This window comes from Prescottella sp. D32, from assembly GCF_037287305.1.
In the GTDB taxonomy this organism is placed as follows: domain Bacteria; phylum Actinomycetota; class Actinomycetes; order Mycobacteriales; family Mycobacteriaceae; genus Prescottella; species Prescottella equi.
The window spans coordinates 377202-399559 of the sequence record NZ_JARBSW010000001.1 but is presented as its reverse complement, the minus strand read 5'-3'; the positions used below and the strand labels follow the sequence as shown (position 1 = coordinate 399559).

Genomic DNA, 22358 nt, shown 5'->3' with positions numbered 1-22358 from the left:
GGGCTTTCTTTCCGCGCACCGGTTGTGTAGTTTCGCGCGTCCGCGCCGGAATCAGCCGCCGAAAGCGGCCGTGATCGCCGACATGTCGAAGTAGTCCCGCCACGCCGCGATCTTCCCGTCGACCACCTCGAACACGCCCATCACCGGTAGCGGCGTCGCCTTGCCGAGGCCCCGGAGCACGTCCGTGCGTTCGTTCATCACGATGCCGCCCGACTCGACCTGCTTGTGGATCTGGAAGTCGATCCCCTCGAACATCGCCAGGAAGCCCTCGAGGAACTCCTGAATCGCGGCGCGACCCTTCACCGGATCCATCGGAATGTTGTGGTAAATGGCATCTTCGGTGAAGTAGCCGGCTATCACCGCCGGGTCGGGATCGGCCCAGAGCGCACAGAACTCGGTGACCAGATCTTCGGCAGCACTCATGCATTCACTCCAGTTCTCGTATCCAGATCCCGAGCGGTTCGGGTGAGGCTTTCGATGTAGTGCGCCCGCTCGTCGCGACCGACGGCGGAGCGGAGAGGACCGATCTGCAACTCCCACGCCGCGCGGCCGTCCGCGTCGAAGACCGGCGCCACCAGGTAACTCACGGGCAGCGCCCGCTCGCTCGCGAGATCGTCTGCGCCGTAGGGTCTCCCGCTGATCCCGCCGAGCAGGTCCAGCACCCGGCCGCGCAACGCGTTGCGCGTGGGGTCGTCACCGAGGTGCTCCACGACCTCCGCCAGCACGTCCAGCATGCCGGGGTCGGCGGCACCGATCCCCCACATCCCGACTCCGGTGGTCCGGATCAGCTCGAGCGCCTCGGCGGTCTCCGCGCGCAGCTCCGGGGGCAGGGTGTCGAGCCAGGCGCGCCGACGGGCCTGGTCGGCGAACGCGATGACAGCCGCGCCCGCGGGCGCCCGCAGCGGCAACCCGGTGCCCACGGTGATCCCCGCGGGCAGCCGCCCCCGGCCCGCGTCGACCGCAAGGAACGTCATCTCCGTGGCGGTGACCACGCCGAGTGCCGCGCCGCAGTCCACCTGCGCGGACAACTTGGCGAGCGCCGCGTCCAGTCCGGGCGGCACGCCCGCCGCCGAACGCGCAGCCTCACCGATGCTTGCGAGGCGCGCCCCCAGGCGGTACCGGAGGTCGGCGTCGCGGCGGACCCACCCGTGGGCGTCCAGCGAGCCCAGCACCGCACCCACCGTCGAACGACTCAATCCGAGCGCGTCGGCCACCTCGGCGATGGTGCACGCCTCGTCCCGACCGGCCAGCAGTTCGATCACCGCCACCACCCGATCGGTGGGCGGCGATGCGGTTGCACCCTTGTCACGGTCCATGTTTCCTCCTACCCTCGCCACAGTAACCGATATTCGTCCAGTGCGACACGAATATTCGTCTCGCATCTTCTCGGGAGGATCCCGCCGATGACCGCTCCGTCAACGCTCGACACCGTCGACATCGAGGGGGTCGACTTCGCCTTCGAGGACTCCCCCGAGATCCATGCCGTCCTCGAGCGGCTACGCAGCGAGAAGCCCTACGCCGTAGTGCCCTTCGCCGGCGTCAAGGCCGTCCTGCTCCTCACCCACGATCTGGTGTCCGCGGCCTTCAAGGACGAGGACACCTTTCCAGCGTCGGCCATCTACCCGATGACCACCGGGCCGGTACTGGGAAAGACGTTGCAGTGCATGGCCGGTCGGGAGCATCGAGTGAACCGCGCCATCGTGTCCCCGCCCTTCCGGCGCAGCCGGATCAGCGAGTACATCGAGCCGATTCTCGAACCGCTCGCGCACGAACTGATCGATCGCTTCGCCGATCGGGGCACCGCCGATCTGGTGGCCGAGTTCACCACGCGGTACCCGGTGCTCGTCATCAGCCGATTGCTCGGTCTGCCGGTGGAGGACGAGGCCACCGTGCACCGCTGGGCGCACGACCTGTTCTACTTCCCGATGGATCCCCCGGCCGCGATGCGCGCGTCGGAGGAGTTCACCGACCACGTGATGCCGATCCTCGCCGAACGACGGCGCAACCCCGGCGACGACCTGATCTCGATGCTCGTCACCGAGTCCGCGGAGGGCGAGACGCTCGACGACGAGCAGATCCTCGCGTTCCTGCGCCTGCTGTTCCCCGCGGGCGCCGACACCACCATGCTCGCTCTCGGAAACACGCTGTCCGCGTTGCTCACCCATCCCGACCAGATGGACCTGCTGCGCTCGGATCCGGCCGAGCACACGCAGTGGGCGATCTGGGAGGGCCTGCGTTGGGAACCGCCGGTGGGGTTGCTCCCCCGCGCCTGCCCGGAGGCCACCACATGGAACGGCATCGACATCCCGCCGCTCACACCGATGATCTTCTCGATCAACGCCGCGCTGCGCGACCCGGCCGTCCACGAGGATCCGCACCGCTTCGACATCACCCGCCGCGCCACCTCGATGCTCGCGTTCGGGCAGGGCCCACACAGCTGCGCCGGTAGCTGGCTCGCACTGGCCGAACTGAACACCGCGCTGACGATCCTGCTCACCCGACTCCCCGGTCTGCGACTGCAGGACGGCGCCGCGGAGCAGGCTCGGGTCACCAGCCAGGTCGGCGTTGCACTGCGTGGGCCCAATTCGCTACTCGTGGAGTGGGACCGCGCGTAGCGGGCACAATGGCGGCATGAACTCCACTCGCCGCCTCGTCCTCGTTCTCGCGATCGCGGCCGGCGCCTGGGCAGCCTGGCGCCGGCTGCGGTTCGACGCGCCGCTCAGTACGGCCGAGTGGCGCGCCGACGCCGTCGGCCCGGACGATCTCGCCGGCTGAGCCGGCCACTCACCGCGGCAGCACCCCGTTGAGCAGGATGTCGACGAGCGACGAGGCGAGCCGCTGCTGGTCCTCGACGTCGCGTACCGACTGCGCGAAGATCGCCGTGCCGGCGATGACGTCGAGCAGGACGTCCGGATCGACGCCCTCTCGCAGCTCCCCGGCGGCCATCGCTTCCCGCATGCGATTACCGAGCTCCTCGCGGATCACCTCGAGCTGGTCGGTGATCAGTGCCTTGCGCAGTTCGGGATCGCTGCGCCCCTCATTCATCAGCCCCGGCACGGCCTCCCGCGCCGCCGGACCGCCGAACAACGCCACGGCACCGTACGTGAGCCGCCCGAGCTCCTCGGCGATCTCCAGGTCGGACACGTTCTCCGACTCCATCACCGGATACACGGCGTCGTGCACGATGTGTGCCTTCGACGGCCAGCGCCGATAGATCGCCGGGCGGCCGACCCCGGCCCTCGTGGCGATGGCATCGATCGATGTTCCGGCATAGCCGTTCTCGACCAGAAGATCGCGCGTCGCCTGCAGGACGGCCTCGTCGATCGCGGGGTTCCGTTGCGGCCCAAGCCTGTGCTGCGCTTGCCGCTGCCTGGACATCGAATGGAACCCCTTGCGTCGAAGTGTGATGGCCGTTACATTGTGTCACGTCGTAGTCGATACGCAATGTATCGACTAGAGCTTTCCGCGTCCCGTCGACACCACCGGGGCCGCCGATCGAACTGCCGCTGGACCGCTCCACCGCAGCACCCCGCTCTCCCCTGCCTGCGAGGCGCCCGAACGCCTCCCGACCAGACGAAGGGTCGCCATGAGTTTCGAGTACACGACCGACGATCGCGACTACTCGGAGATCGCCAGACCCGGCGAATCCCGCACGGATCCGGCCGAGTTGGGCTCGCGACTCCAGGGCTGGCTCCGGACCAAGCTGCCGGCCGATGCGGAACCCGAGGTCACCGACGTCCAGGTACCGGCCGCGAACGGCATGTCGAACGAGACCATTCTGTTCGACGCACTGTGGAACGAGGAGGGCGAACGCCGTCACCACCACCTCGTGGCCCGCATCGCGCCCGCCCCCTCAGGGGTGCCGATCTTCCCGTCGTACGACCTGGACCAGCAGTTCGAGGTGATCAAGGCGGTCGGGGCGCACTCCCCGGTCCCGGTGCCGCGAGTCTACTGGTCCGAGACGTCGCCGGACGCACTCGGCGGCGAGTTCTTCGTGATGGAACGCCTCGACGGCGAGGTTCCGCCGGACGTGATGCCGTACAACTTCGGCGACTCGTGGTTGTTCGCCGGTTCTCCCCAAGACCGTCGGCGCCTCCAGGACGCATCGGTGCGCGTCCTCGCCGAGCTGCACGCGATACCGACACCCGCACAGCTGTTTCCGAGCCTGGCGCCCGCAGCGGGTGTCGACGCCGTCACGGCGGACTCCGCGCTCCGCGCGCACGTCGACGGCCAGCGCCGCTACTACGAGTGGGCCACCGAGACGGGGCCGCGCTCACCGCTGATCGAGCGTGGCCTCGACTGGCTGGACGCGCACTGGCCCACCGTCACCGGACCGGCCGTGCTGTGCTGGGGCGATTCGCGGATCGGGAACATCATCTACCGCGACTTCGAGCCGGTCGCGGTGCTCGACTGGGAGATGGCGACGCTCGGGCCGCGCGAGATGGACCTGGCGTGGATGATCTTCATCCACAGGTTCTTCGAGGACCTGGCCACGATGGCCGGCCTGCCCGGACTGCCCGACTTCCTGCGCCGCGACGACGTCGCGGCCACCTACCGCGACCTCACCGGGCACGAGGCCCGCGACCTCGAGTTCTACACGCTGTACGCCGCGCTGCGGCACGCGATCATCATGTTCCGCGTGCAGAGCCGCGCTGTCGCGTTCGGCCAGGCCGACGCGCCCGCAGACCCGGACGACATGATCCTGCACCGCAAGACGCTCGAGGAGATGCTCGACGGCGTCTACTGGCCCCGCATCGACAGCGAAGGAGTGGCGTGATGCTCTCACCGATGGACGACTACCCGGTCCACCAGGTCGCCGAACCGATCCGTCACGTCGGCACGTCCGACCGCAACTTCTACGACCGCTACTACTTCAACTGCCACCCGGGGCTCGACTACGACGGGGAACCACTGTTCCTCATCATCGGCCTCGGCCAGTACCCCAATCTCGGTGTGACGGACGGCTTCGCGGTGCTCCGTCGGGGCAACGACCACATCGTGGCCCGCGCGTCCAAGGCGCTCGGCTCGGATCGCATGGACGTCTCGGTGGGGCCGCTGCGGATCGAGGTGCTCGAGGGCCTGCACCGCCTGCGCGTGGTCCTCGAGCCCACTCCCGAGGCGCCCGACCTGTCGTTCGATCTCGTATTCGAGTCGGATGTGCCGGCAGCGTTGGAGGCCAGGCACTTCCACCGGCAGCTCGAGCGCGTCACGTTCGATACGCAACGCTTCGTGCAGACCGGACGTTGGAGCGGCACCCTCACCGTGGACGGCGAGACCCACCCCGTGACCCCCGACACGTGGCGCGGAAACCGCGACCGGTCGTGGGGCGTACGCCCGGTCGGCGAGGCCGAACCGCCCGGACGGCGCGCCGATCCGGCGATCGCGGGCGAGCAGAACTTCTTCTGGATCTACGCGATCATGCAGTTCGACGAGTTCTCGATCGTCGCGATCATGCAGGAAGACCGGCAGGGCCGCCGGATAGTGCAGGACGCGACGCGGGTGTGGACCGACCGGTCCCGCGAGCCCGAGTGGCTCGGCCGACCCGAACACGACCTGACGTTCGTCCCCGGCGGGCGCGAGGTCGCGACGGGGACGCTGACGTTCCACCGTCCCGAGGGATACGGCAAACCCGACCGGATCCTCACCGTCGCTTGCGAACCCGTTCTGCCTCACTACCTCGGCGTCGGCACCGGGTACGGCCTCGAGCAGGACTGGCGGCACGGCATGTGGCAGGGCGAACTGGTCGTGCAGGGTGTCCGCGAGAAGGTCGCCGACATCGAGGCGTGGAAGAAGATGTTCTGCCCCGTCGACAATCTCGCGCGGTTCACCCTCGTCGAGGACGGCGAGAGCGTGGTCGGCTCCGGCCTCTTCGAGGTCGCGGTCATCGGCCCCTGCGACCGGTACGGCTTCACCGGCATGGCCGACGTCGCGAACTGATCCCTTCTCCCGGAGGGAACTTCGAGTCGGCGACCAAGATGTGGGCCTGAGCCCCACCGATACCTCGGCGCCCGGCCGGTCCTGCCCCCGATCGGGACCGGCCGGGCTCCGATCCAGTTCAGCTACGGACCGCTGAGCGCCGGCGCGGCGAGCCCGACAGCAACTGCAACCGCAACGGGCACCGGGTCGGCGCCCGCAGCGCCACGTACACCAGTACCGCGGTGACAGCCGCGGCGGTGGCGGCCCACTACAGCGTCGTGTGGAGCCAGATGCCGCTATCCCCCTCGAGCGCAATCGTGTCGTTCGGTTCCGACGCGAGGATCGCGAACCCCGCTACGAACGCGCCGACGAAGGCGGCGAAGGCCGGTCCGCTCCGGTCGATGATCTTCACCGACCGAACCTATCCGCAGCACCGGCCATGGGCGGTAGCGTCGGTGCTGCGACAACGAGTACGTACCGACGCCCCCCAGGAGCATCCCGTGGCATCTCGTCTCAATCCGTACATCAGCTTTCCCGGCACCGCGCGCGACGCGATGGAGTTCTACCGGGACGTCTTCGGCGGCACCCTGAACATGAGCACCTTCGGCGAGTTCGGGGCACCCGCTCCCGAGGACCAGATCATGCACGCCACGCTCGAGACCGGCAGCGGCTTCACGATCATGGGCGCGGACACCCCGCCCGGCATGGAGCGGACGCACGGCACCGACATGGCGGTGAGTCTGAGCGGCGACGACGCCGACGAACTACGCGGCTACTGGACCGCGCTGTCCGGGTCCGGAACCGTCGACGTGCCCCTCGAGAAGCAGATGTGGGGTGACACCTTCGGTGCCTGCACCGATCGTTTCGGGGTTTCGTGGATGGTGAATATCACGGAACCGGCGTCCTGAGTGCAGTAAAACTCCAGGTGAGTTGCTATCGACTCCATTCATGACCACACTCGCCTTTGGCCTAGACGACAGAGCGTGATCAGGAAGGTCCCATGGACAGCAGCTCGCCCAAGACGACCGTCGTTGTACCTACGTACAACGAACGCGACAATCTTCCCAAGCTCGTCGAGCTGCTGGCGGCGCTGGAGGTACCGAACCTGCACCTGCTCGTCGTCGACGACAACTCACCCGACGGCACGGGCGACGTCGCGGAGAAGCTGGCGCTCGAGTCTCCCCTCCCCATCGGGGTGCTCCACCGCACCGAGAAGGACGGGCTGGGTCGGGCGTACGTGGCCGGCATGACCCGCGCGCTCGCCGAGGGCGCCGACATCGTCGTCCAGATGGACGCGGACCTGTCGCACCCGGCCGAGGTGATCCCGACGATGATCCGCACCCTCACCACGACGGACGCGGCGGTGGTCCTCGGCTCCCGGTACGTGCCGGGCGGCGCCGTCGCGAGCGACTGGCCGTGGCACCGCAAGGCGCTGTCGGCCTGGGCGAACTTCTACGTCAACGCGATCCTGCGACTCGGTGTGAAGGACGCGACCGCGGGCTTCAAGGCGTGGGATGCGCGCACCCTCGAGGCGATCGACGTGGCGTCGATCCACAGCAACGGCTACTCGTTCCAGGTGGAGATGAACTACCGGACCACCAGCCGCGGCATGCGGATCGCCGAGGTCCCGATCCGGTTCGAGGAGCGGATCGAGGGTGTGTCGAAGATGAGCCTCGGCGTCCAGCTCGAGTCGGCGCTGGTGCCGTGGAAGCTGCGGTTCGGCAAGAAGCGCTGAGCGTCGCCGTCGCATCGCTGCCGGCCGAAAAATCACGGGCGGTCGCGACGGATTCCTGCCAACATCGGCAATCATGACGTCTGCAGAAGGTATCCAGGTCCGCGCCGCCACCGAGAGTGACTGGCCGGCGATCGAACTGCTCGACGCCGTCGGGTTCGGCTATCACCCGGCGGAGCCGGACCGGACCCTCGGCAGAGCGCTGAACCGGATCGACGACATCGTCGTGGCGACCGACGACGGCAACCCGGTCGGAGTCGCGCTCCACCTGCCGCTCGAGCTCACGGTCCCCGGCGGGCACCGGGCGGCCACCCGTGGCGTCTCCTGGGTGTCGGTGGCGCCGACACATCGGCGGCGCGGCGTCCTCCGTGCAATGTTCACCCACCTGCATCGGGAGATCGCGGCCACCGGCGTGCCGCTGTCCGCCCTGACCGCGAGCGAGGGCGGCATCTACGGCCGGTTCGGGTACGGCCCCGCCACCGTCGTCTCCGACGTGACACTCGATCGCCGATTCGCCCGGTTCCGTGACGACGCGCCCGACCCGGGTGGCGTCCAGGTGGTTGACGCGACCACCGCCGCGCGCCACCTGCCGGAAATCTACGACCGCTGGCGCCGCATCACACCCGGCGCACAGGCACGACCGGAACCGCACTGGGAGTTCACGTTCACCGATCCGGAGTCGGGCCGCGGCGGCGGTACCGGGCTCTTCTTCCTGCTGCACCCCGACGGGTATGCGATGTTCCGACGCCGCGGCGACGGCGACGCCCGCACCGCTGTCGTCGAGGAGTTGATCGCGGTGACCGACGACGCCCACGCCGCGCTGTGGCGAGCCCTGTGCGGGCTGGACCTGATGGTCCGTGTCGAGGCGAGCACGCACCCCGACGATTCGCTCCGGCACATGCTCACCGACCCTCGGCTGGTGCGCACCACCCGCGTCGTCGACGACCTGTGGCTGCGCATCATGGACGTGCCGGCCGCACTGGAGGCACGCACGTACGCCCTCGATCTCGACACCGTCATCGAGGTCCGCGACCCGTATCTGGATGCTGGCGGAACGTACGCGTTGACGGTGCGGGACGGGCACGCGCAGTGCCGACGTACCGATGCGTCACCCACGATCTCGCTCGATCTCGAGGTCCTGGGCAGCCTGTATCTCGGTGGCCACCACGCCCGCCCCTTCGCGGCAGCCGGGCGCGTGCGGGCGATGTCGGACCGCGAACTGACGCAGTTCGATCTGGCGTTCCGGGCGGAGCGGCCCGCGGTGCTCGGTTGGGGTTTCTGAGTTCGGATTTCACCCTGTGCGGGTGAAATGCGTTGCCGGTCCGGGCAGCTAGCGTGGCGGGGTCGCATGTTCATCGCTGTCGACACGAAGGGATTCGCATGAGCCTCCCGCGCAGTTCCGCCACCCTCGCCGCGTTCGCTGGTGCCGCCTGCCTGGCATTCGCGCCCAACGCTTCCGCTGCCACGACGTACACCGTGACCGTCGTTCCTCCGATCGGCACCGTTTTCAGCAGCACGATCACGACCCTGGCGGTGGTCGTCGGCCCCGCCCCGTCGGGCGCCGACGCCACCACCCCAGTCACCCTCGCCCTCACGGAACCCGACGGCGACACGACCAGCTTCACCGTTCCGCTGACCTTGGGCGGCGCCACCCAGGTCGTTCGAGTCCACGAGGCGGGCCGCTACACGGCAGTTGCCACCTTCGCGCCGCCGTCGGGCGAAACGGCAACCACCACAGTCCAGTTCGACGTGACACCGTCGCCGTTCGGGTTCGGCAGCGCGTCGTAGACGGTCTCAGCGCCGGAGGCGGCGGGCCTCGGTCAGCGCGCAGTCCCGCAGCACCCGCATCAGCGGAGTCACGCGACTCGCGATGTAAACGAGGCTCACCGCGGTCGGCGCGGCCCCCTCGATATCGACGAAGCGGACGTTGTGGTGGTGGACGCGGCGGCGCGCCGCCACCGGCACCGCCCCGACACCGCGGTCGGCCGCGACCAGCTCCAGCCACTCGTCGAAGTTGGTGCAGGTCACGATCTCCCGGTTCGGGTCTGGCGCGGCCCACGATTCGGCGCGGGTCGTCCCGGTCAGGGTGTTGACCACCAGCGGATGCGTCCCCAGCTCCTCCCACGTCACGGTGTCCCGCTCCGCGAGGGGTGAGCGGGCACTGACCGCGGCGACCCGGGGCTCCGAGAACAGGTGATGCACGGCGAGGGCTGCGCCGGAAACCTCACCGCGCATCACCGCGGCGTCCACGACACCGTCCCGCAGTGCCGTCACCGGGTCGTCGCACCGTTGTAGCAGCACGCGCGCACCCGAGCGCTGTTCGCACGCGGCGATCGTGTCGTGCGCCCACGGATCGGGCAGCAGCCAGCTGAACCCCAGCCGCACCGTCCGGTTGGCCTGCACCGATGCGACGGCAGCATCCAGGTCGCCGAGCACGTGCCGCACCCGCTCCGCGAAGGCTCGCCCGTCGTCGGTGGGCTCCATCGAGCGGGACGTCCGCTCCAGCAGCCGGGTGCCCAGCGTCGCCTCGAGCTGCTGGATCGTCCGGGTCAGCGCGGGTTGGGTGATGCTCAGTCGCTCGGCAGCGCCGGTGAAGGTCCCGGCGTCGATCACCGCGACCAGCGCCCTCAGATGCCGCAACTCGACATTCATAACTGCTGAGCATAGATCCAAACGAGGCGGCATTTCCGTCCGGCCGTCCTCCCGCATAACGTCGAGGCGACGAAGGGGGACGACGTGAGCGCGCCGGCAGGAACCGACCTGGAGGTCCCGGCCCGCCGCACACGCCTGACGGTGGTGCGCGCGGCGGCCGGACTCGCCGCCGCCATGGGGGTCGGCAGGTTCGTGTACACCCCGCTGCTGCCGCTGATGCAGGAGCAGACCGGGGTCTCGCATTCGGACACGGCACTGGTCGCGACCGCCAACTACCTCGGCTACTTCCTGGGTGCGATCGCCCTCGCGGTGTTCCCGGCCGGCACGCGCTCGGTGCCCGTCTTCCGCGCCTCGATCCTCGCCCTCGTCGCGAGCGAACTCGCGATGACCGTCGGGACGGACGTACGCGTGTGGCTGGCCGCGCGCGTGGTCGCGGGCGTGGCCAGCGCCGCGATCTTCGTCTACTGCGCCACGGCCGTGGTGGGACACCCCTCGGCCGGGATCACCTTCACCGGCGTCGGGATCGGCATCGCGACCTCCGGGGCGCTCGTCGCCGTGCTCGGGCCGATGCTGTCGTGGACTGCGCTGTGGGTCGTCGCCGCGGCGTCCACGGTCGGGTATGCCGCGATCGCGTGGAGCCTGCCCCCGGGGTCCCCGCCGCGGGCCCCGACCCACGGCAGACCTCCGCCCCGCACGGCGCCGTCCGCACGGTGGTGGACACTCGGCGCGTCGTACTTCCTGGAGGGACTGGGCTACATCATCCTCGGCACCTTCCTCGTCGCGGCGGTATCGGCGGGCGGCGAAGCGTGGACCGGCCCCGCCGCGTGGGTGGTGGTCGGGCTCGCCGCCGTGCCGTCACCGCTGCTGTGGGCGAAAGCCCTCCGCCGCTGGTCGGCCGAATCCCTGCTGGCCGTGGCACTCCTGCTGCAGTCGGTGTCGGCGCTGCTGCCCGCACTGGTCGACGGACCGATAGCCGCCGTGGTGGCCGCCGTCCTGTTCGGCGGAACATTCATGGGAATCACGTTGTTGGCCATGGATTCGGCTCTGGGACTGGGCATCCCCCGAGCCGCGGCCGCGCTGACCGCGATCTACGGCCTCGGCCAGATCCTCGGACCGCTCGTCGTGGCACCGATGCTCGGCGACGGGTTCCGGGCGGCATTCATCTGCGCTGCAGCCGTTCTCATGACGTCTGCGCTACTCGCGGGCGCCACTCGCCGACGGTAGGAGCAGGTCGACCACGCGCTCGGCGAGGTCGGCGTCGACCAGGCCACCGCTGACCACCTGACGGTAGAAGACGGCGCCCGCGAGTGTGTCCATGAACAGGTCGACGTCGAGATCGGCCGGCAGATCTCCCCGCGCCACCCCCCGGTCGATGACCTCCACGCAATTGGTGCGGCGCTCGGCAAGGAATGCGCCCCGGAAGGCGGCGAGCCCCTCGGGCGTCCGGGCCAGGTCACTGATGAGGGCGGGCATCGCGACGCCGAGGGGTGAGCCCGCGTAGTTGCGCACGGTCCCGGTCAGCCACTGCACGAGGTCGTCCCGCGTACTGCCGGTGTCAGGAACCGGCCCGGTGTCCATCAGTGTCGCGAGTGCGTCGGCGACGAGTTCCGGCTTGCCCGACCACCAGCGGTACAGCGTGGTCTTGTGCACACCGCTCGCCTCGGCGATGCGCTCGACGGTCAGCTGCGCGTACGGCGTCACGGCCAGCTCGTCGACGACCGTCCGAAGCACGAGGTCACGCTTGCGTGGGCCGCCGCGACGCGGCTCGGCACTGGGAACCGGCATGCGCGCATGCTGCCACGCGATAGGATGCAACGCAACGTTGCGTTGCATTAAGGAGTGGAATGAGGATCACCGTCTTCATGGGGTCGGCCACCGGGCACGATCCCACCCATCTGCAGACGGCGACGCAGTTCGGCCGCGACCTGGCCGCGGCCGGAATCGGCCTGGTGTACGGCGGCGGCCGCGTCGGACTCATGGGCGCCGTGGCCGACGCGGTGGTCGCAGGCGGCGGCGAGACCGTGGGGGTGATTCCCCGGCATCTCGCAGACAAGGAGATCGCACATCCGGGCCTGTCGACCCTCGAGGTCGTCGAATCGATGCACGTCCGCAAGCAGCGGATGGCCGAGCTCGCAGATGCCTTCGTGGTGCTGCCCGGTGGCGCCGGAACGCTCGACGAGTTTTTCGAGATCTGGACCTGGCAGCAGCTCGGGCTGCACGACAAGCCGGTGTTCCTGTTCGACGCGGACGGTTTCTGGCAGCCCCTCGTCGCGCTCCTCGACCACCTCGTCGACGCCGGGTTCGTGGCCGCGTACCAGCGGGAGGCGCTGCTCGTCGCCACCGACCTCGACGACGTTCGGACCGCGATGACGACGTGGGCGCCGCCCGCCCCGAAGTGGTCCGGGACCGCCGAGCCCGCGAACGACACCGACCTCGAACGGGCGTGAGCCTCCCGGGGCCTGCCACGCGCCCGAACCAGCGTGGCAGGCCCGGCGGCTCACAACCGGGTGATGTCGAGGCTTCCGTCGTGGAAATCGGCGCGTAGGCGCTTCTTGTCGAACTTGCCGACGCTGGTCTTGGGAACCTCCTGGATCACCGCCCAGTTCTCCGGGAGCTGCCACTTGGCGACCTTGTCCGCCAGGAAGTCTCGCAGTTGATCGAGTGTGGTGTCGCTGCCCTCACGCAGCACCACCGCCACCAGCGGACGCTCGTCCCACTTCTCGTCGGGGATGCCGATCACCGCGGCCTCGGCCACGGCCGGGTGCCCCATCACCGCGTTCTCGAGGTCGACCGAGGAGATCCACTCCCCACCGGACTTGATGATGTCCTTCGTCCGGTCCGACAGCGTCAGGTACCCGTCGGGCGTGATCGAGCCGACGTCACCGGTGCGCAGCCAGCCGTCCCGGAACTTGTCCGGCGCCTCGACGCCGTAGTACGACGCGGTGATCCACGGCCCGCGGACCTCGAGTTCACCGATGCTGGTGCCGTCGTGCGGAACCCGGTTGCCGTCGTAGTCGATCAGGCGGGCCTCCACGGATGCCGGGAACCGGCCCTGCGTGTAGCGGTACTTCCATCGCTCCTCCCCCGTGGCCTCGGCGGGCGGACGCGCGACCGAACCGACCGGCGACGTCTCGGTCATGCCCCACGCGTGCAGCACCGACACCTGGTGGTCGTTCTCGAACGCGTGCATCAGCGACGGCGGCACCGCGGCCCCGCCGATGAGCACCTCACGCATCGACGAGATGTCCTGCGGATGGTGTTCGAGGTGCAGGTGCAGGCCCTGCCAGATCGTCGGCACCGCGGCCGCGAACGTCGGCCGCTCCGCCGCGATGAGCTCCGCGAGCGGGCCGGGCTGCAGGAACCGGTCCGGCATGATCAACGACGCGCCGATCATGAACGCCGCGTAGGGCAGCCCCCACGACATCGCGTGGAACTGCGGCACCACCGCGAGCGCGCGGTCGCCCTGCGCCAGGTTCGGCCCGTCACTCATGCAGACCTGCATCGAATGCAGGTAGATCGAGCGGTGCGAGTACACGACACCCTTCGGGTCACCGGTGGTCCCCGAGGTGTAACACATTGCCGCTGCAGATCGTTCGTCGAGCTCGGGCCAGTCGTACTCGGTCGACTCGCCGGCGATCAGGTCCTCGTAGGTGTGCACCTGGACGCCCTCCGGCGCCTCCAACCCGGCCGTCGACTCTCCCGTCACGATCACGTGCTCGACGGTCTTGAGCTGCGGCAACTGGGGCGCGAGCAACGGGACGAGCGTGGCGTCGACGATGATCACGCGGTCCTCGGCGTGGTTCGCCACGTGGACCAACTGCTCCGGGAACAGTCGGATGTTGAGCGTGTGGAGCACCGCCCCCATCGACGGCACCGCGAGGTAGGCCTCGAGGTGCTCGGCGTTGTTCCACATGAACGTCGCGACCCGGTCGTCACCGTCGACGCCGAGGCCACGGAGGGCGTGCGCCAGCTGTGCACAGCGCCGCCCGACCTCCGCGTACGTCCGACGCCGCGCGCCGGCCTCGGTCCAGGTCACCACCTCGGCGTCCGCGTGGACGGTGCTTCCGTGCCGCAAAAGCTGCGCGATGGAAAGAGGTAAATCATTCATCGTACTCAGCATTGACGGCTCCTCGCTCGATGCACGCCGTGTGGCGTGTTGGTGTGGGCCGAAACTATGCCATGCGAGAGACCCGGATCACAGCCCCTCGGTTCCTGGCGTTTCGGACTAATCGGTCGGTGGGGTGTTGGATCCGAGCCGGTAGGCGCGGCGCGCGTTGTCAGCGGCGATCATCCGTGCGACGCGCCGGGCATCCGCACGCGACCAGTCCCGCCGGGCCACTTCGGCGTCGAGCACCGCTGCGAGTGCGCGACGGAACCGCACCGCGGCCACGTGGAACAGCTCGGGCAGCCCACACCCGTCCGTGGAGAAGAGCACCGACCCGAACGGAGCGAGCTCGAGCAGTTCGGCGAGGATGCGGGCCGCGCCGCCACCACCGACGTTCTGCACGGCGAGCCCGACGTCGACGAAGACGTGGTCGAACACCTGCGCGAGATAGCCCGCGTTGCGGTGGAAGGGGTAGTTGTGCAGCAACATGATCGGCACGTCCCGGCCCGCAGTAGCCCGCAGCAGCGGCATCAGCAGCAGCGGGTCCGCGCGGTGCAGATCTGTGTCGGCGTCGCCGTAACCGACGTGGAACTGGATCGGCAGACCCAGATCGACGGCGGTCCAGAACAGGAACCGGACGAGGGTTTCGTCGTGCAGCCGAACCGGGCGCCCCGCGGCGACGTCCGCCGCCCAGCGCGCAGCGGCCGTGAAGACCGCGGCGTCGGACGGGCGATCCGCCGCCAGATCCAGGCCCACCCGATAGGCCGCAACGGTTTTGAACGCGACGGCGGTGCGGGACGCGTCGGCCAACCGCGCTCGACACGTCGGCGCGAACGCGTCGGCGTTGTGCCCGGCGATGACGTCCTCGGCCACCGACTCGAGGCGGACCACCTCGTGCGCGACACCGCCGGTGAAATCTGCCAGCTCGTCCGGCGCCGTCAGCTGGTCCGGGAGAAACCCTGTGTCGACGAGGAACTCGGAGATCCCGGCCGCGTCGAGCAGCCGTCGGGTCACCTCGTCGACGCCGAGTTCGGTCCGCCGGTCGAGGTACTCGTCGGATCCGGCGTGCCTGTCGAGGTCCAGCACCGGCGCGCACAGACTGCGGACCGCGGTGCCAGCCTGCGTATCGAACAAGCTCCCGTGCCACCGTCCGGGTGCCGCCGCCTCGGTGAGGAACGACTCGAACCCGGCCCGGTCGAGGGGGCGACGCAGCACGCCGTGGCAGTGATGATCGACGAGCGGGAGGGCGTCGACCATCTCCGCAAACGAGTCACCGTCGGGGGCCGGGGGCGTATCGTCCGGTGAGAACGTCACGCTGCCATTCTGCCGCCGACCGGCCCCGCTGCGAGGGAGTTGCGATGGATCGGCTCGAACGCGAGCGTCGGGCCCTCGCCGCGGCGCGGCTCACCGGCGAACTCGCCCACGCCGGGGTGGTGCTCGTCGCGTTGCCGTGGGTCGACAACAGCGGCGTGGTGCGCACCAAGGCCGTCCCGATCGACCGTATGGAGCGGGCCGCCGCGTGGGGCGTGGGCGCCTCCCCGGTCTTCGACGCGTTCGCCCCGGACGACACGATCGTCACGGGCCGCTGCGCGGGCGGGCCGGTCGGCGACCTGCGGTTGATGCCGGACCTCGACCGGGTGACGATTCTCGCCGCGCTACCCGGGTGGGCGTGGGCGCCCGTCGACCGGTACACGCAGGACGGCGAGGTTCACCCGCAGGATGCCCGCGGAGTGCTGCGTCGGGCCGTCGCACAACTCGACGACGAGGGTCTGACCGCGAAGGCGGCGTTCGAGATCGAGTGGATCGTCGCGGCGGACGCCGACGGCTTCACCCCCGCCACCCGGGGGCCCGCGTACGGATTCACGCGGCTGGTCGAGAAGTCCGACTACCTGACCGACCTGGCGAGCGCACTGCGGAAGCAGGGTGTGCGGGTGGAGCAGATCCATCCGGAATACGCGTCAGGGCAGTTCGAGTTGTCGGTGGCCGCGGAGGACCCACTCGCTGCGGCCGACACGTCGGTGCTGGTGCGCGAGACGATCCGAGCGGTGACGGTCCGGCACGCAATGCGGGTGTCGTTCTCCCCCAAAGTGGTTGCCGGCGGGGTCGGCAACGGCGGACACGTGCATCTGTCGCTGTGGTGGGACCGACGAAATCTGCACAGCGGCGGCGACGGCCCGTGCGGGCTGACCGCGACGGCCGAGGCCTTCGCCGCCGGCATCCTCGAACACCTACCCGGTCTGCTCGCGGTGGGGGCGCCGTCGGCGGCGAGCTACCTTCGCCTGGTGCCCGGGCAGTGGGCTGCACCGTTCCGGGCGTGTGGCCACGAGAACCGCGAGGCCGCACTGCGATTGGTCACCGGCAGCGGCGGCGAGGAGGACCGTGCCTCGAATCTCGAGGTGAAGGTGCTGGATCTGTCCGCGAACCCGTACCTGTGCATGGCCGGTCTGCTGTTCGCCGGGATGGCCGGAATCCGCGAGGGCGTCGCCCTGCCCGACCTGGTGGACGTCGACCCGGCTTCGCTCACCGACGAGGAACGCAGCCGTCGCGGAATCGACCGCCTGCCGAGTTCTCTCGCCGCGGCCACCGACGCCTTCGAGGCGGACACGATGCTCACCGAGGCGTTCGGGACCGAGCTGTCCGCGACCATCGTCGACGTCCGCCGTGCAGAGACCGCGCGATTCGCGGACGCGAGCGACGAGGAGATCGCCGCGGCGCTGCGATGGGCGTTCTGACAGCTTGCGCCGTCGCTCCGATCCCGGTGAGCCGTCAGGAATCGAGCCGGCCGAACCCGACGACGGCGCCGTCCGACAGCCAGTCGAGATCGTGCACCCGGATCTTGCCGAGTTCGTTGCCGCCGACCGTGGTCGCGGTGTCGCCGTCCACCGCGACCACGAAGTTGGTGTGCTGACCGATGCGGAACTCGTTGTCGTACAGCACCGTATCCCCGGTCTTGGGACGGTAGCCGTTACCGATCGGCTCGAAGCGCCCCTGGGATTCGTAGTACTCCTGCAACGTATACACACCGGGAATGCGCCACGACCCCGAGTTGGGGTTCGAGAACGGTTCGCCGGCCTCGCGCATCACCCAGCTGACGAAGTTGGCGCACCACGGCTCCTTGACGCCCTCCGAGTAGAACGTGCCGGGCCGCTGCTCGCGGTGCTCGTTCTCCAGAAGACCGACGACCTTCGCCTGGGTGGGCGTCAGCGCGGACGTGTCGACGTCGGGAAACGACGCCGTGTCCCACGGCAGGTAACGCGGCGGCGCCCACCACAGCACGGCGCCCGCCACCAACACCAGCACCGCGGCCACGGATGCGATCCACATGGCGAGGCGTCGACGACGGGCGACCGGCTGTGCGCTCATGCCCTCGAATGTAGCCGCAAGCGAGACGGTGATCGGGCGGCCTCACCGATGGGCTCAGCGTTCGGGACGTCAGCCGACGAAGACGCGCTTGCCGTCGACTACCGCGACGGCGTCCATTTCGATGAGCATCCCCTCGACGAGCAATCCCGAGGAGATGGCGATGGAAGCGGGCCACGGAGCCTGCAGAAACTCGGGACGCACCTGCTTGAACAGGTCGTAGTCTTCGATGTTCGGGACGTGAACCGACATCTTCACGATCGACTCGAGACCCACCCCGTGCGAACGCAGGGCGAGTTCGATGTTCCGGAACGTCTGCCGGGCCTGCTCGACGAAACCGCCTGCCACCAGGCTGCCGGCATCAACGAAGCCACCGATGCCCGCCGTGTAGACGAAGTCGCCGACCCTGACGACCTGGCTGTACTCCGCGGTCTTCGCCCACGTGAACGGCGCCTCCCGGACCTCGATCACCTTGGTTTCCTGCGACATCCGACTCTCCTCTCGATACCCGGCAGCGACCTGATCTGTGGACGAAATCGCCACTACCGCAAGGGAAAGGGGCGAGGCGCTACCTTCGTCGAGGCTGTCACACACCGATCTGCAACAGCGACGTACTGTCGTACGGACTTCCCCGCAATCGACATACCCTCGTATAGTGCAGTCCTCATTCCCGAACGTCGGCAGGAAACACAATGTCCGAGTTGACCGTGGGCGACCTCGTCGCCATGCGCCAGTTGGGTTGTCGGACGATCGCCGGATCGGGCGGCCTGGACCGACCGGTCGTGTGGGCGCATTCCTGCGAGCTCGACGACCCGTGGAACTGGGTGGCCACCGACGAACTCCTGATGACCACCGGCATGTGCATTCCCTCCGACGAAGCACTCCAGATCGAGATGATCCGCCGGCTCCACACAGCGGGCATCGCCGGCATGGCGATCGGCGACGACTTGAAAGCCCCACCGCTGACGGACGGGATGCTCGACGAGGCGAACGCGCTGGACCTGCCGATCCTGAGCGTCTCGCATTCCACGCCGTTCTCGGCCATCGGGCGGACGGTCGGCGTCGCCACCCAGAGCGAACAGATCAGCCGTATCGCGCGGCTGAGTCGGCTGTACGAGGTGGCGAGGTCCGCCACGCTCGCTGACTCTTCGCTGCTGGACCGGCTGTCCACGGAACTGGGGCACCCCCTCCACGTCGTCGACGTCGAATTCGGCACCGAAGTTCTCGGCCGCCGGGGACGCATGCCCGCCGAGACCGTCCGAGCGCTCCGCCAACGGGTCGGCGGCAAGCTCGACCGGCTGCCCGCTCGCCAGGCCGTGACGGTAGGCGACGAACTGGTCGCGACGGCCTTCGCGCTCTCGACCCACCGCAAGTGCATGCTCGTCGTGGACGGTCCGTCCGATATCGACATGGACGCGTTCGGCCTGCTGCACGCCCAGAGCCTCATCGGAATCGAGGTCGAACGCGCGACCCGCGACCGCGAACGCGAGGACGCATCCGGCGCACTGCTGTTCGAGCAGATCGTCGACGGCTCGCTCGGCTCCGACGCCGCGCAACCCCGGCTCGAACAGAGCGGCCTCGCCGACCGCGAGTGGGTTGTGATCGCGTTCGATTCACCGCATCTGCGCGCGGCGCGAATCTATTTGGGAGACGGCGCCTTGCCGAATCTGACATGCATCGTGGGAGAGGAGGGCTACCTCATGACCACGGCCGACGATATGAGCGGCGCGCTGGACCTACTGTCCGGCCGAATCCCGCATCTCGGTGTCTCGGCCCCCACCTCCACGATTCAGCGCCTCCCGGACAGCGTCCGACAGGCCCGCTGGGCGTTGCAGGCCGCACGCGCCGACGGCAGTGCCGTCGCCGAATACTCCACGGCGTCACCACTGTTCCTTCCCCGCACCCTCAGCGAGGCGACCTTCGCCGCGCGTGCCGTCCTGGGCGATCTGATGGACCACGACAGCGCCAACCAGTCCCAGCTGGTCGAAACCCTGGACACCTTCCTGACCCTCGACCGAAGCTGGACGGCCACCGCCGAGAAACTGATGATCCATCGGCAGACACTCGCCTACCGGCTCAAGCGAATCGAAACGATCACCGGCCGCAGCACCAAGAGCTCCGCCGACATCTCGACCTTCTGGATGGCGCTCATCGCACTGCGGATCAGTCGCGGCGGGAACCAATAGTCGGGCTAGCGGAACTCGATGACCAACCGCGGCGGGGCGTCGAGCACGGTCACATCGAACAGCGCTGGATCGTCCCGGAAACCGATGAAGGACTGAGTGATTCCCCCGGTCTCCCGAATGTCGGGGAGCAAGTAGAGCTGGGCCACGCGGGAACCTTCCGGACCCGCCAGTGGTGCTGCAGCGGCAGAGAGATGACGGGCCGGTGGCGCGGTGTCCATCATGTCCACCTGCACCAGCGATCGCCCAGGAATCGTCAGCGGCGAACCACCACGGTGCGGCACAGCCTCGGCAACGTAGCCGACCTTCCAGAACGGCACTCCGGACCCGGTGAAGGAGTACACAACTCGATCCGCACCCGCCTCCACATCAGATTCGATTCGTACATCTCTCACCGACGCAGTAGAGGCAGGACCGATCGTCGAGAGGACACCGCCGTCCGGAACGAGTTCGAGCGTGGACCGCGGCGGGGCGACGGATCCGACGTCGATTCGTCCGGTTCGGTCGGCCGGCGTGGAGACGAAAGAGGGGTTCGACGGGAGCGTCGCTCGGTCGGCACCACAGCCGGTCGCCAGCGCCAGCGTCCCGAGCACACCGATCAGCCTCATCATTCTCATACGCCCCCTCCGCGGAACCCACTCCCCCGTCGCGCACTCTACGTACGTCGCCGAAAAACTAGCGGCGGACCGGAACACCCGCGGCGCGAGGGGCGTCGGGGACGGCCTTTCGGCGCCCGGAAACTGCTGCCATGCAGACCTCACAATCGGTTGATAACGTTCATCACGTACCAACCGTTTCTGTTCGACCGACAGAGAAGGAGTTCCAAATGTTCTCCAGCGTGGGCGACTTTTTCACCTTGATCCTGAACCTGGGATTCTCGGCCGGCTCTTCCGGTTTCCAGGTCAGCGGTTCCGGCGGCGAGGTACCGACTCCGGCGTAATCGCTACGGCTCCATCTCTGTGCCCCGGACGAACTTGTCCGGGGCACAGTGCTGCTCCCGGGTCCACGAACTGGCGGTAACTGCCTTACTCGCAGCCGCTCCCGACCGGCCTCAGCATCCATTGACTCGAACGTAAGTTCGAACTAGGCTCGTGTCATGAATCCGGGGGGACTCAACAATTCGGGCATCGCAGTCGCTTCGCTGCGGCCTGGCGACGTGGGATCGCTCGCCGAAGCGGCCCTTGTGCAGGGCATGGCCGACGTTTGCCGTGAGATCGAACGGCTCCAAGGGTTGCAGGTAGCGATGGCCGCCGAAGTCGATGCGCGCGCGGTCTCGTTCGACACCCTCGGATTTCGCAGCGTCAAGCAGTGGCTGGCCGCGAACTCGCTGTTGGAAGTGCCGGCCGCGGCACGCATACTCGCATTGGGCCGGATGCTCGCCCGGCAGCCCGAGATCGCCGACGGCTTCAACGCCGGCGAGATTTCCGCCGAGCATGCCGCCCTGATCGGGAAGTTCTGCGAAACCCCGCCGCACGGAATGCCGAACGAAGCGTTGGATTCGTGCCGGAAAGTGTTGCTGGACGCCGCTTTCCGTCCGGCCGCGACCACCACGACCGTCCGCACCTGCATCTCCCGGCTCGAGCGGATCTTCGAATCCGACGAACTCCCGCCCAGCGAAGACACCGAGCGCAACGAATTCCACGCCTCGAAAACCCTGAACGGCCGCGTCGCGGTCAAAGGTGACCTCGACGCCGTCACCGGTGAAATGCTCCTCACGGCACTGTCCGCGCTGACCAAACCCAGGAATCCGATCGACGACCCCGCCGAGAAACGCACCCCGACACGGCAACGAGCCGATGCTTTCGCTGAAATCCTGCGCCGCTACCTCGACTCCGGCGACGCCCCGATCGAGGGCGGGGAGCGGCCCCACCTGTCACTACACGTGAACGCCGCCGATCTCGCCCGCAGCGAGTCGGCTCACGAGTGGACGTCCACCGATGACGGGTCGGACCTGTTCGGCGACAAGGACATCGCACGCCTGCCCCACACGGGGCCGCTGTCGATCGCGACCGCACGCAGGCTCGCGTGCGACTGCCACCTCACCCCGATCGTCATGGACGACGGCGTCCCCTTGAATCTGGGGCGCACCAGTAGGACCGTGTCGAAGAAACAGCGTCGGGCGTTGATCGCCCGCGACCACGGCTGCGCCTTCCCCGGCTGCGGCGCACCACCCGCACACTGCGAAGGCCACCACATCACACACTGGGCCGACGGCGGACCCACCGACCTCGACAATCTCGTGATGCTCTGCCGCTTCCACCACCAGCTACTGCATCATTCCCACTGGGAAGTCCGCATAGGCCCGGACAGAAAGCCGTGGTTCACCCCACCGAGCACCGTCGACCCCTACAGGAAGCCCGTCCCTGCCCACAACCGGGCGGGACCACACGCCGCATGAGACGGTGGGCTC

General features: G+C 68.7%; 24 protein-coding genes. 13 read left to right on the top strand and 11 right to left on the bottom strand.

Going from position 1 to position 22358, the window contains the following annotated elements; all coding sequences use genetic code 11:
• Window positions 1–51 precede the first annotated feature (51 nt).
• A complete protein-coding gene (locus PSS76_RS01830; RefSeq protein ID WP_005516871.1) occupies window positions 52–423 on the bottom strand; it encodes a limonene-1,2-epoxide hydrolase family protein in 372 nt (123 codons plus the stop codon).
• Window positions 420–1316, bottom strand: a complete 897-nt coding sequence (locus PSS76_RS01825) for a helix-turn-helix domain-containing protein (protein WP_084962511.1) — start codon at window positions 1314–1316, stop codon at window positions 420–422. Before PSS76_RS01825 ends, PSS76_RS01830 begins: the two co-directional genes overlap by 4 nt.
• 87 nt (window positions 1317–1403) lie before the next feature.
• Between PSS76_RS01825 and PSS76_RS01820 the strand changes: the two genes are divergently transcribed.
• Window positions 1404–2615, top strand: a complete 1212-nt coding sequence (locus PSS76_RS01820; protein ID WP_081183941.1) for a cytochrome P450 — start codon at window positions 1404–1406, stop codon at window positions 2613–2615.
• Between the two features lie 16 nt (window positions 2616–2631).
• Window positions 2632–2775: a hypothetical protein gene (locus tag PSS76_RS01815; RefSeq protein WP_175279534.1), complete on the top strand. Its 144-nt coding sequence runs from the start codon at window positions 2632–2634 to the stop codon at window positions 2773–2775.
• Between the two features lie 9 nt (window positions 2776–2784).
• On the opposite strand, the gene PSS76_RS01810 is transcribed toward PSS76_RS01815, so the two are convergent.
• A complete protein-coding gene (locus tag PSS76_RS01810) occupies window positions 2785–3378 on the bottom strand; it encodes a TetR/AcrR family transcriptional regulator (protein WP_005516865.1) in 594 nt (197 codons plus the stop codon).
• Window positions 3379–3586: 208 nt separating this feature from the next.
• Here PSS76_RS01810 and PSS76_RS01805 point away from each other — a divergent pair, with 208 nt between their 5' ends.
• Both PSS76_RS01805 and PSS76_RS01800 read left to right on the top strand, forming a co-directional pair.
• A complete protein-coding gene (locus tag PSS76_RS01805) occupies window positions 3587–4777 on the top strand; it encodes a phosphotransferase family protein (RefSeq protein ID WP_337455791.1) in 1191 nt (396 codons plus the stop codon).
• A complete protein-coding gene (locus PSS76_RS01800; protein ID WP_041674867.1) occupies window positions 4777–5937 on the top strand; it encodes an Rv3169 family protein in 1161 nt (386 codons plus the stop codon). The genes PSS76_RS01805 and PSS76_RS01800 overlap by 1 nt, the downstream gene beginning before the upstream one ends.
• 247 nt (window positions 5938–6184) lie before the next feature.
• Here PSS76_RS01800 and PSS76_RS01795 read toward each other — a convergent pair whose 3' ends face one another.
• Window positions 6185–6328: a hypothetical protein gene (locus PSS76_RS01795; RefSeq protein WP_013417572.1), complete on the bottom strand. Its 144-nt coding sequence runs from the start codon at window positions 6326–6328 to the stop codon at window positions 6185–6187.
• An 88-nt stretch (window positions 6329–6416) separates the two neighbouring features.
• On the opposite strand from PSS76_RS01795, the gene PSS76_RS01790 reads away from it, so the two are divergent.
• The 4 genes from PSS76_RS01790 to PSS76_RS01775 all read left to right on the top strand — a co-directional run bounded on the left by PSS76_RS01790 (window position 6417) and on the right by PSS76_RS01775 (window position 9436).
• The gene (locus PSS76_RS01790; RefSeq protein WP_013417573.1) at window positions 6417–6824 is read left to right on the top strand and encodes a VOC family protein; all 408 of its coding nucleotides are present in this window, start codon (window positions 6417–6419) and stop codon (window positions 6822–6824) included.
• A gap of 92 nt (window positions 6825–6916) precedes the next feature.
• Window positions 6917–7651 carry a polyprenol monophosphomannose synthase gene (locus PSS76_RS01785; RefSeq protein WP_005516848.1) on the top strand — a complete coding sequence of 245 codons (735 nt, stop codon included), beginning with the start codon at window positions 6917–6919 and terminating at the stop codon, window positions 7649–7651.
• 73 nt (window positions 7652–7724) lie between these two features.
• Complete coding sequence (locus tag PSS76_RS01780; RefSeq protein ID WP_145274889.1) at window positions 7725–8930, top strand: enhanced intracellular survival protein Eis; 1206 nt, start codon at window positions 7725–7727, stop codon at window positions 8928–8930.
• 98 nt (window positions 8931–9028) lie between these two features.
• Window positions 9029–9436 carry a hypothetical protein gene (locus tag PSS76_RS01775; RefSeq protein ID WP_084866930.1) on the top strand — a complete coding sequence of 136 codons (408 nt, stop codon included), beginning with the start codon at window positions 9029–9031 and terminating at the stop codon, window positions 9434–9436.
• Between the two features lie 6 nt (window positions 9437–9442).
• Here PSS76_RS01775 and PSS76_RS01770 read toward each other — a convergent pair whose 3' ends face one another.
• The gene (locus PSS76_RS01770; RefSeq protein ID WP_005516841.1) at window positions 9443–10300 is read right to left on the bottom strand and encodes a LysR family transcriptional regulator; all 858 of its coding nucleotides are present in this window, start codon (window positions 10298–10300) and stop codon (window positions 9443–9445) included.
• 84 nt (window positions 10301–10384) lie between these two features.
• Here PSS76_RS01770 and PSS76_RS01765 point away from each other — a divergent pair, with 84 nt between their 5' ends.
• Window positions 10385–11524 carry a YbfB/YjiJ family MFS transporter gene (locus PSS76_RS01765; RefSeq protein WP_337455789.1) on the top strand — a complete coding sequence of 380 codons (1140 nt, stop codon included), beginning with the start codon at window positions 10385–10387 and terminating at the stop codon, window positions 11522–11524.
• Here the strand turns inward: PSS76_RS01765 and PSS76_RS01760 are convergent.
• Window positions 11495–12085 carry a TetR/AcrR family transcriptional regulator gene (locus PSS76_RS01760; RefSeq protein WP_005516839.1) on the bottom strand — a complete coding sequence of 197 codons (591 nt, stop codon included), beginning with the start codon at window positions 12083–12085 and terminating at the stop codon, window positions 11495–11497. The genes PSS76_RS01765 and PSS76_RS01760 overlap by 30 nt on opposite strands.
• Before the next feature lie 59 nt (window positions 12086–12144).
• Between PSS76_RS01760 and PSS76_RS01755 the strand changes: the two genes are divergently transcribed.
• Window positions 12145–12747 (top strand): LOG family protein, encoded by a 603-nt coding sequence (locus PSS76_RS01755; RefSeq protein ID WP_022598489.1) that lies wholly within the window; start codon window positions 12145–12147, stop codon window positions 12745–12747.
• 50 nt (window positions 12748–12797) lie between these two features.
• Here PSS76_RS01755 and PSS76_RS01750 read toward each other — a convergent pair whose 3' ends face one another.
• A complete protein-coding gene (locus PSS76_RS01750; RefSeq protein WP_337455788.1) occupies window positions 12798–14420 on the bottom strand; it encodes a long-chain fatty acid--CoA ligase in 1623 nt (540 codons plus the stop codon).
• 105 nt (window positions 14421–14525) lie between these two features.
• The gene (locus PSS76_RS01745; protein WP_337455787.1) at window positions 14526–15719 is read right to left on the bottom strand and encodes an amidohydrolase family protein; all 1194 of its coding nucleotides are present in this window, start codon (window positions 15717–15719) and stop codon (window positions 14526–14528) included.
• A 44-nt stretch (window positions 15720–15763) separates the two neighbouring features.
• Between PSS76_RS01745 and PSS76_RS01740 the strand changes: the two genes are divergently transcribed.
• Window positions 15764–17137, top strand: a complete 1374-nt coding sequence (locus tag PSS76_RS01740; protein ID WP_337455786.1) for a type I glutamate--ammonia ligase — start codon at window positions 15764–15766, stop codon at window positions 17135–17137.
• A gap of 34 nt (window positions 17138–17171) precedes the next feature.
• On the opposite strand, the gene PSS76_RS01735 is transcribed toward PSS76_RS01740, so the two are convergent.
• Together PSS76_RS01735 and PSS76_RS01730 are read right to left on the bottom strand one after the other, a co-directional pair.
• Window positions 17172–17768, bottom strand: a complete 597-nt coding sequence (locus PSS76_RS01735) for a CHAP domain-containing protein (protein WP_013417582.1) — start codon at window positions 17766–17768, stop codon at window positions 17172–17174.
• A gap of 69 nt (window positions 17769–17837) precedes the next feature.
• Entirely contained in the window at window positions 17838–18254 is a 417-nt protein-coding gene (locus PSS76_RS01730; RefSeq protein WP_337455784.1) for a RidA family protein, read from the bottom strand.
• A 203-nt stretch (window positions 18255–18457) separates the two neighbouring features.
• Between PSS76_RS01730 and PSS76_RS01725 the strand changes: the two genes are divergently transcribed.
• Window positions 18458–19951: a PucR family transcriptional regulator gene (locus PSS76_RS01725; RefSeq protein WP_064079119.1), complete on the top strand. Its 1494-nt coding sequence runs from the start codon at window positions 18458–18460 to the stop codon at window positions 19949–19951.
• Between the two features lie 5 nt (window positions 19952–19956).
• Here the strand turns inward: PSS76_RS01725 and PSS76_RS01720 are convergent, their stop codons facing one another.
• A complete protein-coding gene (locus PSS76_RS01720) occupies window positions 19957–20565 on the bottom strand; it encodes an AMIN-like domain-containing (lipo)protein (protein ID WP_139809541.1) in 609 nt (202 codons plus the stop codon).
• A 479-nt stretch (window positions 20566–21044) separates the two neighbouring features.
• On the opposite strand from PSS76_RS01720, the gene PSS76_RS01715 reads away from it, so the two are divergent.
• Window positions 21045–22346, top strand: coding sequence for an HNH endonuclease signature motif containing protein (locus PSS76_RS01715; RefSeq protein ID WP_337455783.1), 1302 nt, complete (start codon window positions 21045–21047; stop codon window positions 22344–22346).
• Window positions 22347–22358: the final 12 nt, after the last annotated feature.

Bases quoted from the DNA above. Each gene is read 5' to 3' on its own strand.
- PSS76_RS01830 (WP_005516871.1), bottom strand. From the start codon at position 423: ATGAGTGCTGCCGAAGATCTGGTCACCGAGTTCTGTGCGCTCTGGGCC.
- PSS76_RS01825 (WP_084962511.1), bottom strand. From the start codon at position 1,316: ATGGACCGTGACAAGGGTGCAACCGCATCGCCGCCCACCGATCGGGTG.
- PSS76_RS01820 (WP_081183941.1), top strand. From the start codon at position 1,404: ATGACCGCTCCGTCAACGCTCGACACCGTCGACATCGAGGGGGTCGAC.
- PSS76_RS01815 (WP_175279534.1), top strand. From the start codon at position 2,632: ATGAACTCCACTCGCCGCCTCGTCCTCGTTCTCGCGATCGCGGCCGGC.
- PSS76_RS01810 (WP_005516865.1), bottom strand. From the start codon at position 3,378: ATGTCCAGGCAGCGGCAAGCGCAGCACAGGCTTGGGCCGCAACGGAAC.
- PSS76_RS01805 (WP_337455791.1), top strand. From the start codon at position 3,587: ATGAGTTTCGAGTACACGACCGACGATCGCGACTACTCGGAGATCGCC.
- PSS76_RS01800 (WP_041674867.1), top strand. From the start codon at position 4,777: ATGCTCTCACCGATGGACGACTACCCGGTCCACCAGGTCGCCGAACCG.
- PSS76_RS01785 (WP_005516848.1), top strand. From the start codon at position 6,917: ATGGACAGCAGCTCGCCCAAGACGACCGTCGTTGTACCTACGTACAAC.
- PSS76_RS01780 (WP_145274889.1), top strand. From the start codon at position 7,725: ATGACGTCTGCAGAAGGTATCCAGGTCCGCGCCGCCACCGAGAGTGAC.
- PSS76_RS01775 (WP_084866930.1), top strand. From the start codon at position 9,029: ATGAGCCTCCCGCGCAGTTCCGCCACCCTCGCCGCGTTCGCTGGTGCC.
- PSS76_RS01770 (WP_005516841.1), bottom strand. From the start codon at position 10,300: ATGAATGTCGAGTTGCGGCATCTGAGGGCGCTGGTCGCGGTGATCGAC.
- PSS76_RS01760 (WP_005516839.1), bottom strand. From the start codon at position 12,085: ATGCCGGTTCCCAGTGCCGAGCCGCGTCGCGGCGGCCCACGCAAGCGT.
- PSS76_RS01755 (WP_022598489.1), top strand. From the start codon at position 12,145: ATGAGGATCACCGTCTTCATGGGGTCGGCCACCGGGCACGATCCCACC.
- PSS76_RS01750 (WP_337455788.1), bottom strand. From the start codon at position 14,420: ATGCTGAGTACGATGAATGATTTACCTCTTTCCATCGCGCAGCTTTTG.
- PSS76_RS01740 (WP_337455786.1), top strand. From the start codon at position 15,764: ATGGATCGGCTCGAACGCGAGCGTCGGGCCCTCGCCGCGGCGCGGCTC.
- PSS76_RS01735 (WP_013417582.1), bottom strand. From the start codon at position 17,768: ATGAGCGCACAGCCGGTCGCCCGTCGTCGACGCCTCGCCATGTGGATC.
- PSS76_RS01730 (WP_337455784.1), bottom strand. From the start codon at position 18,254: ATGTCGCAGGAAACCAAGGTGATCGAGGTCCGGGAGGCGCCGTTCACG.
- PSS76_RS01725 (WP_064079119.1), top strand. From the start codon at position 18,458: ATGTCCGAGTTGACCGTGGGCGACCTCGTCGCCATGCGCCAGTTGGGT.
- PSS76_RS01720 (WP_139809541.1), bottom strand. From the start codon at position 20,565: ATGAGAATGATGAGGCTGATCGGTGTGCTCGGGACGCTGGCGCTGGCG.
- PSS76_RS01715 (WP_337455783.1), top strand. From the start codon at position 21,045: ATGAATCCGGGGGGACTCAACAATTCGGGCATCGCAGTCGCTTCGCTG.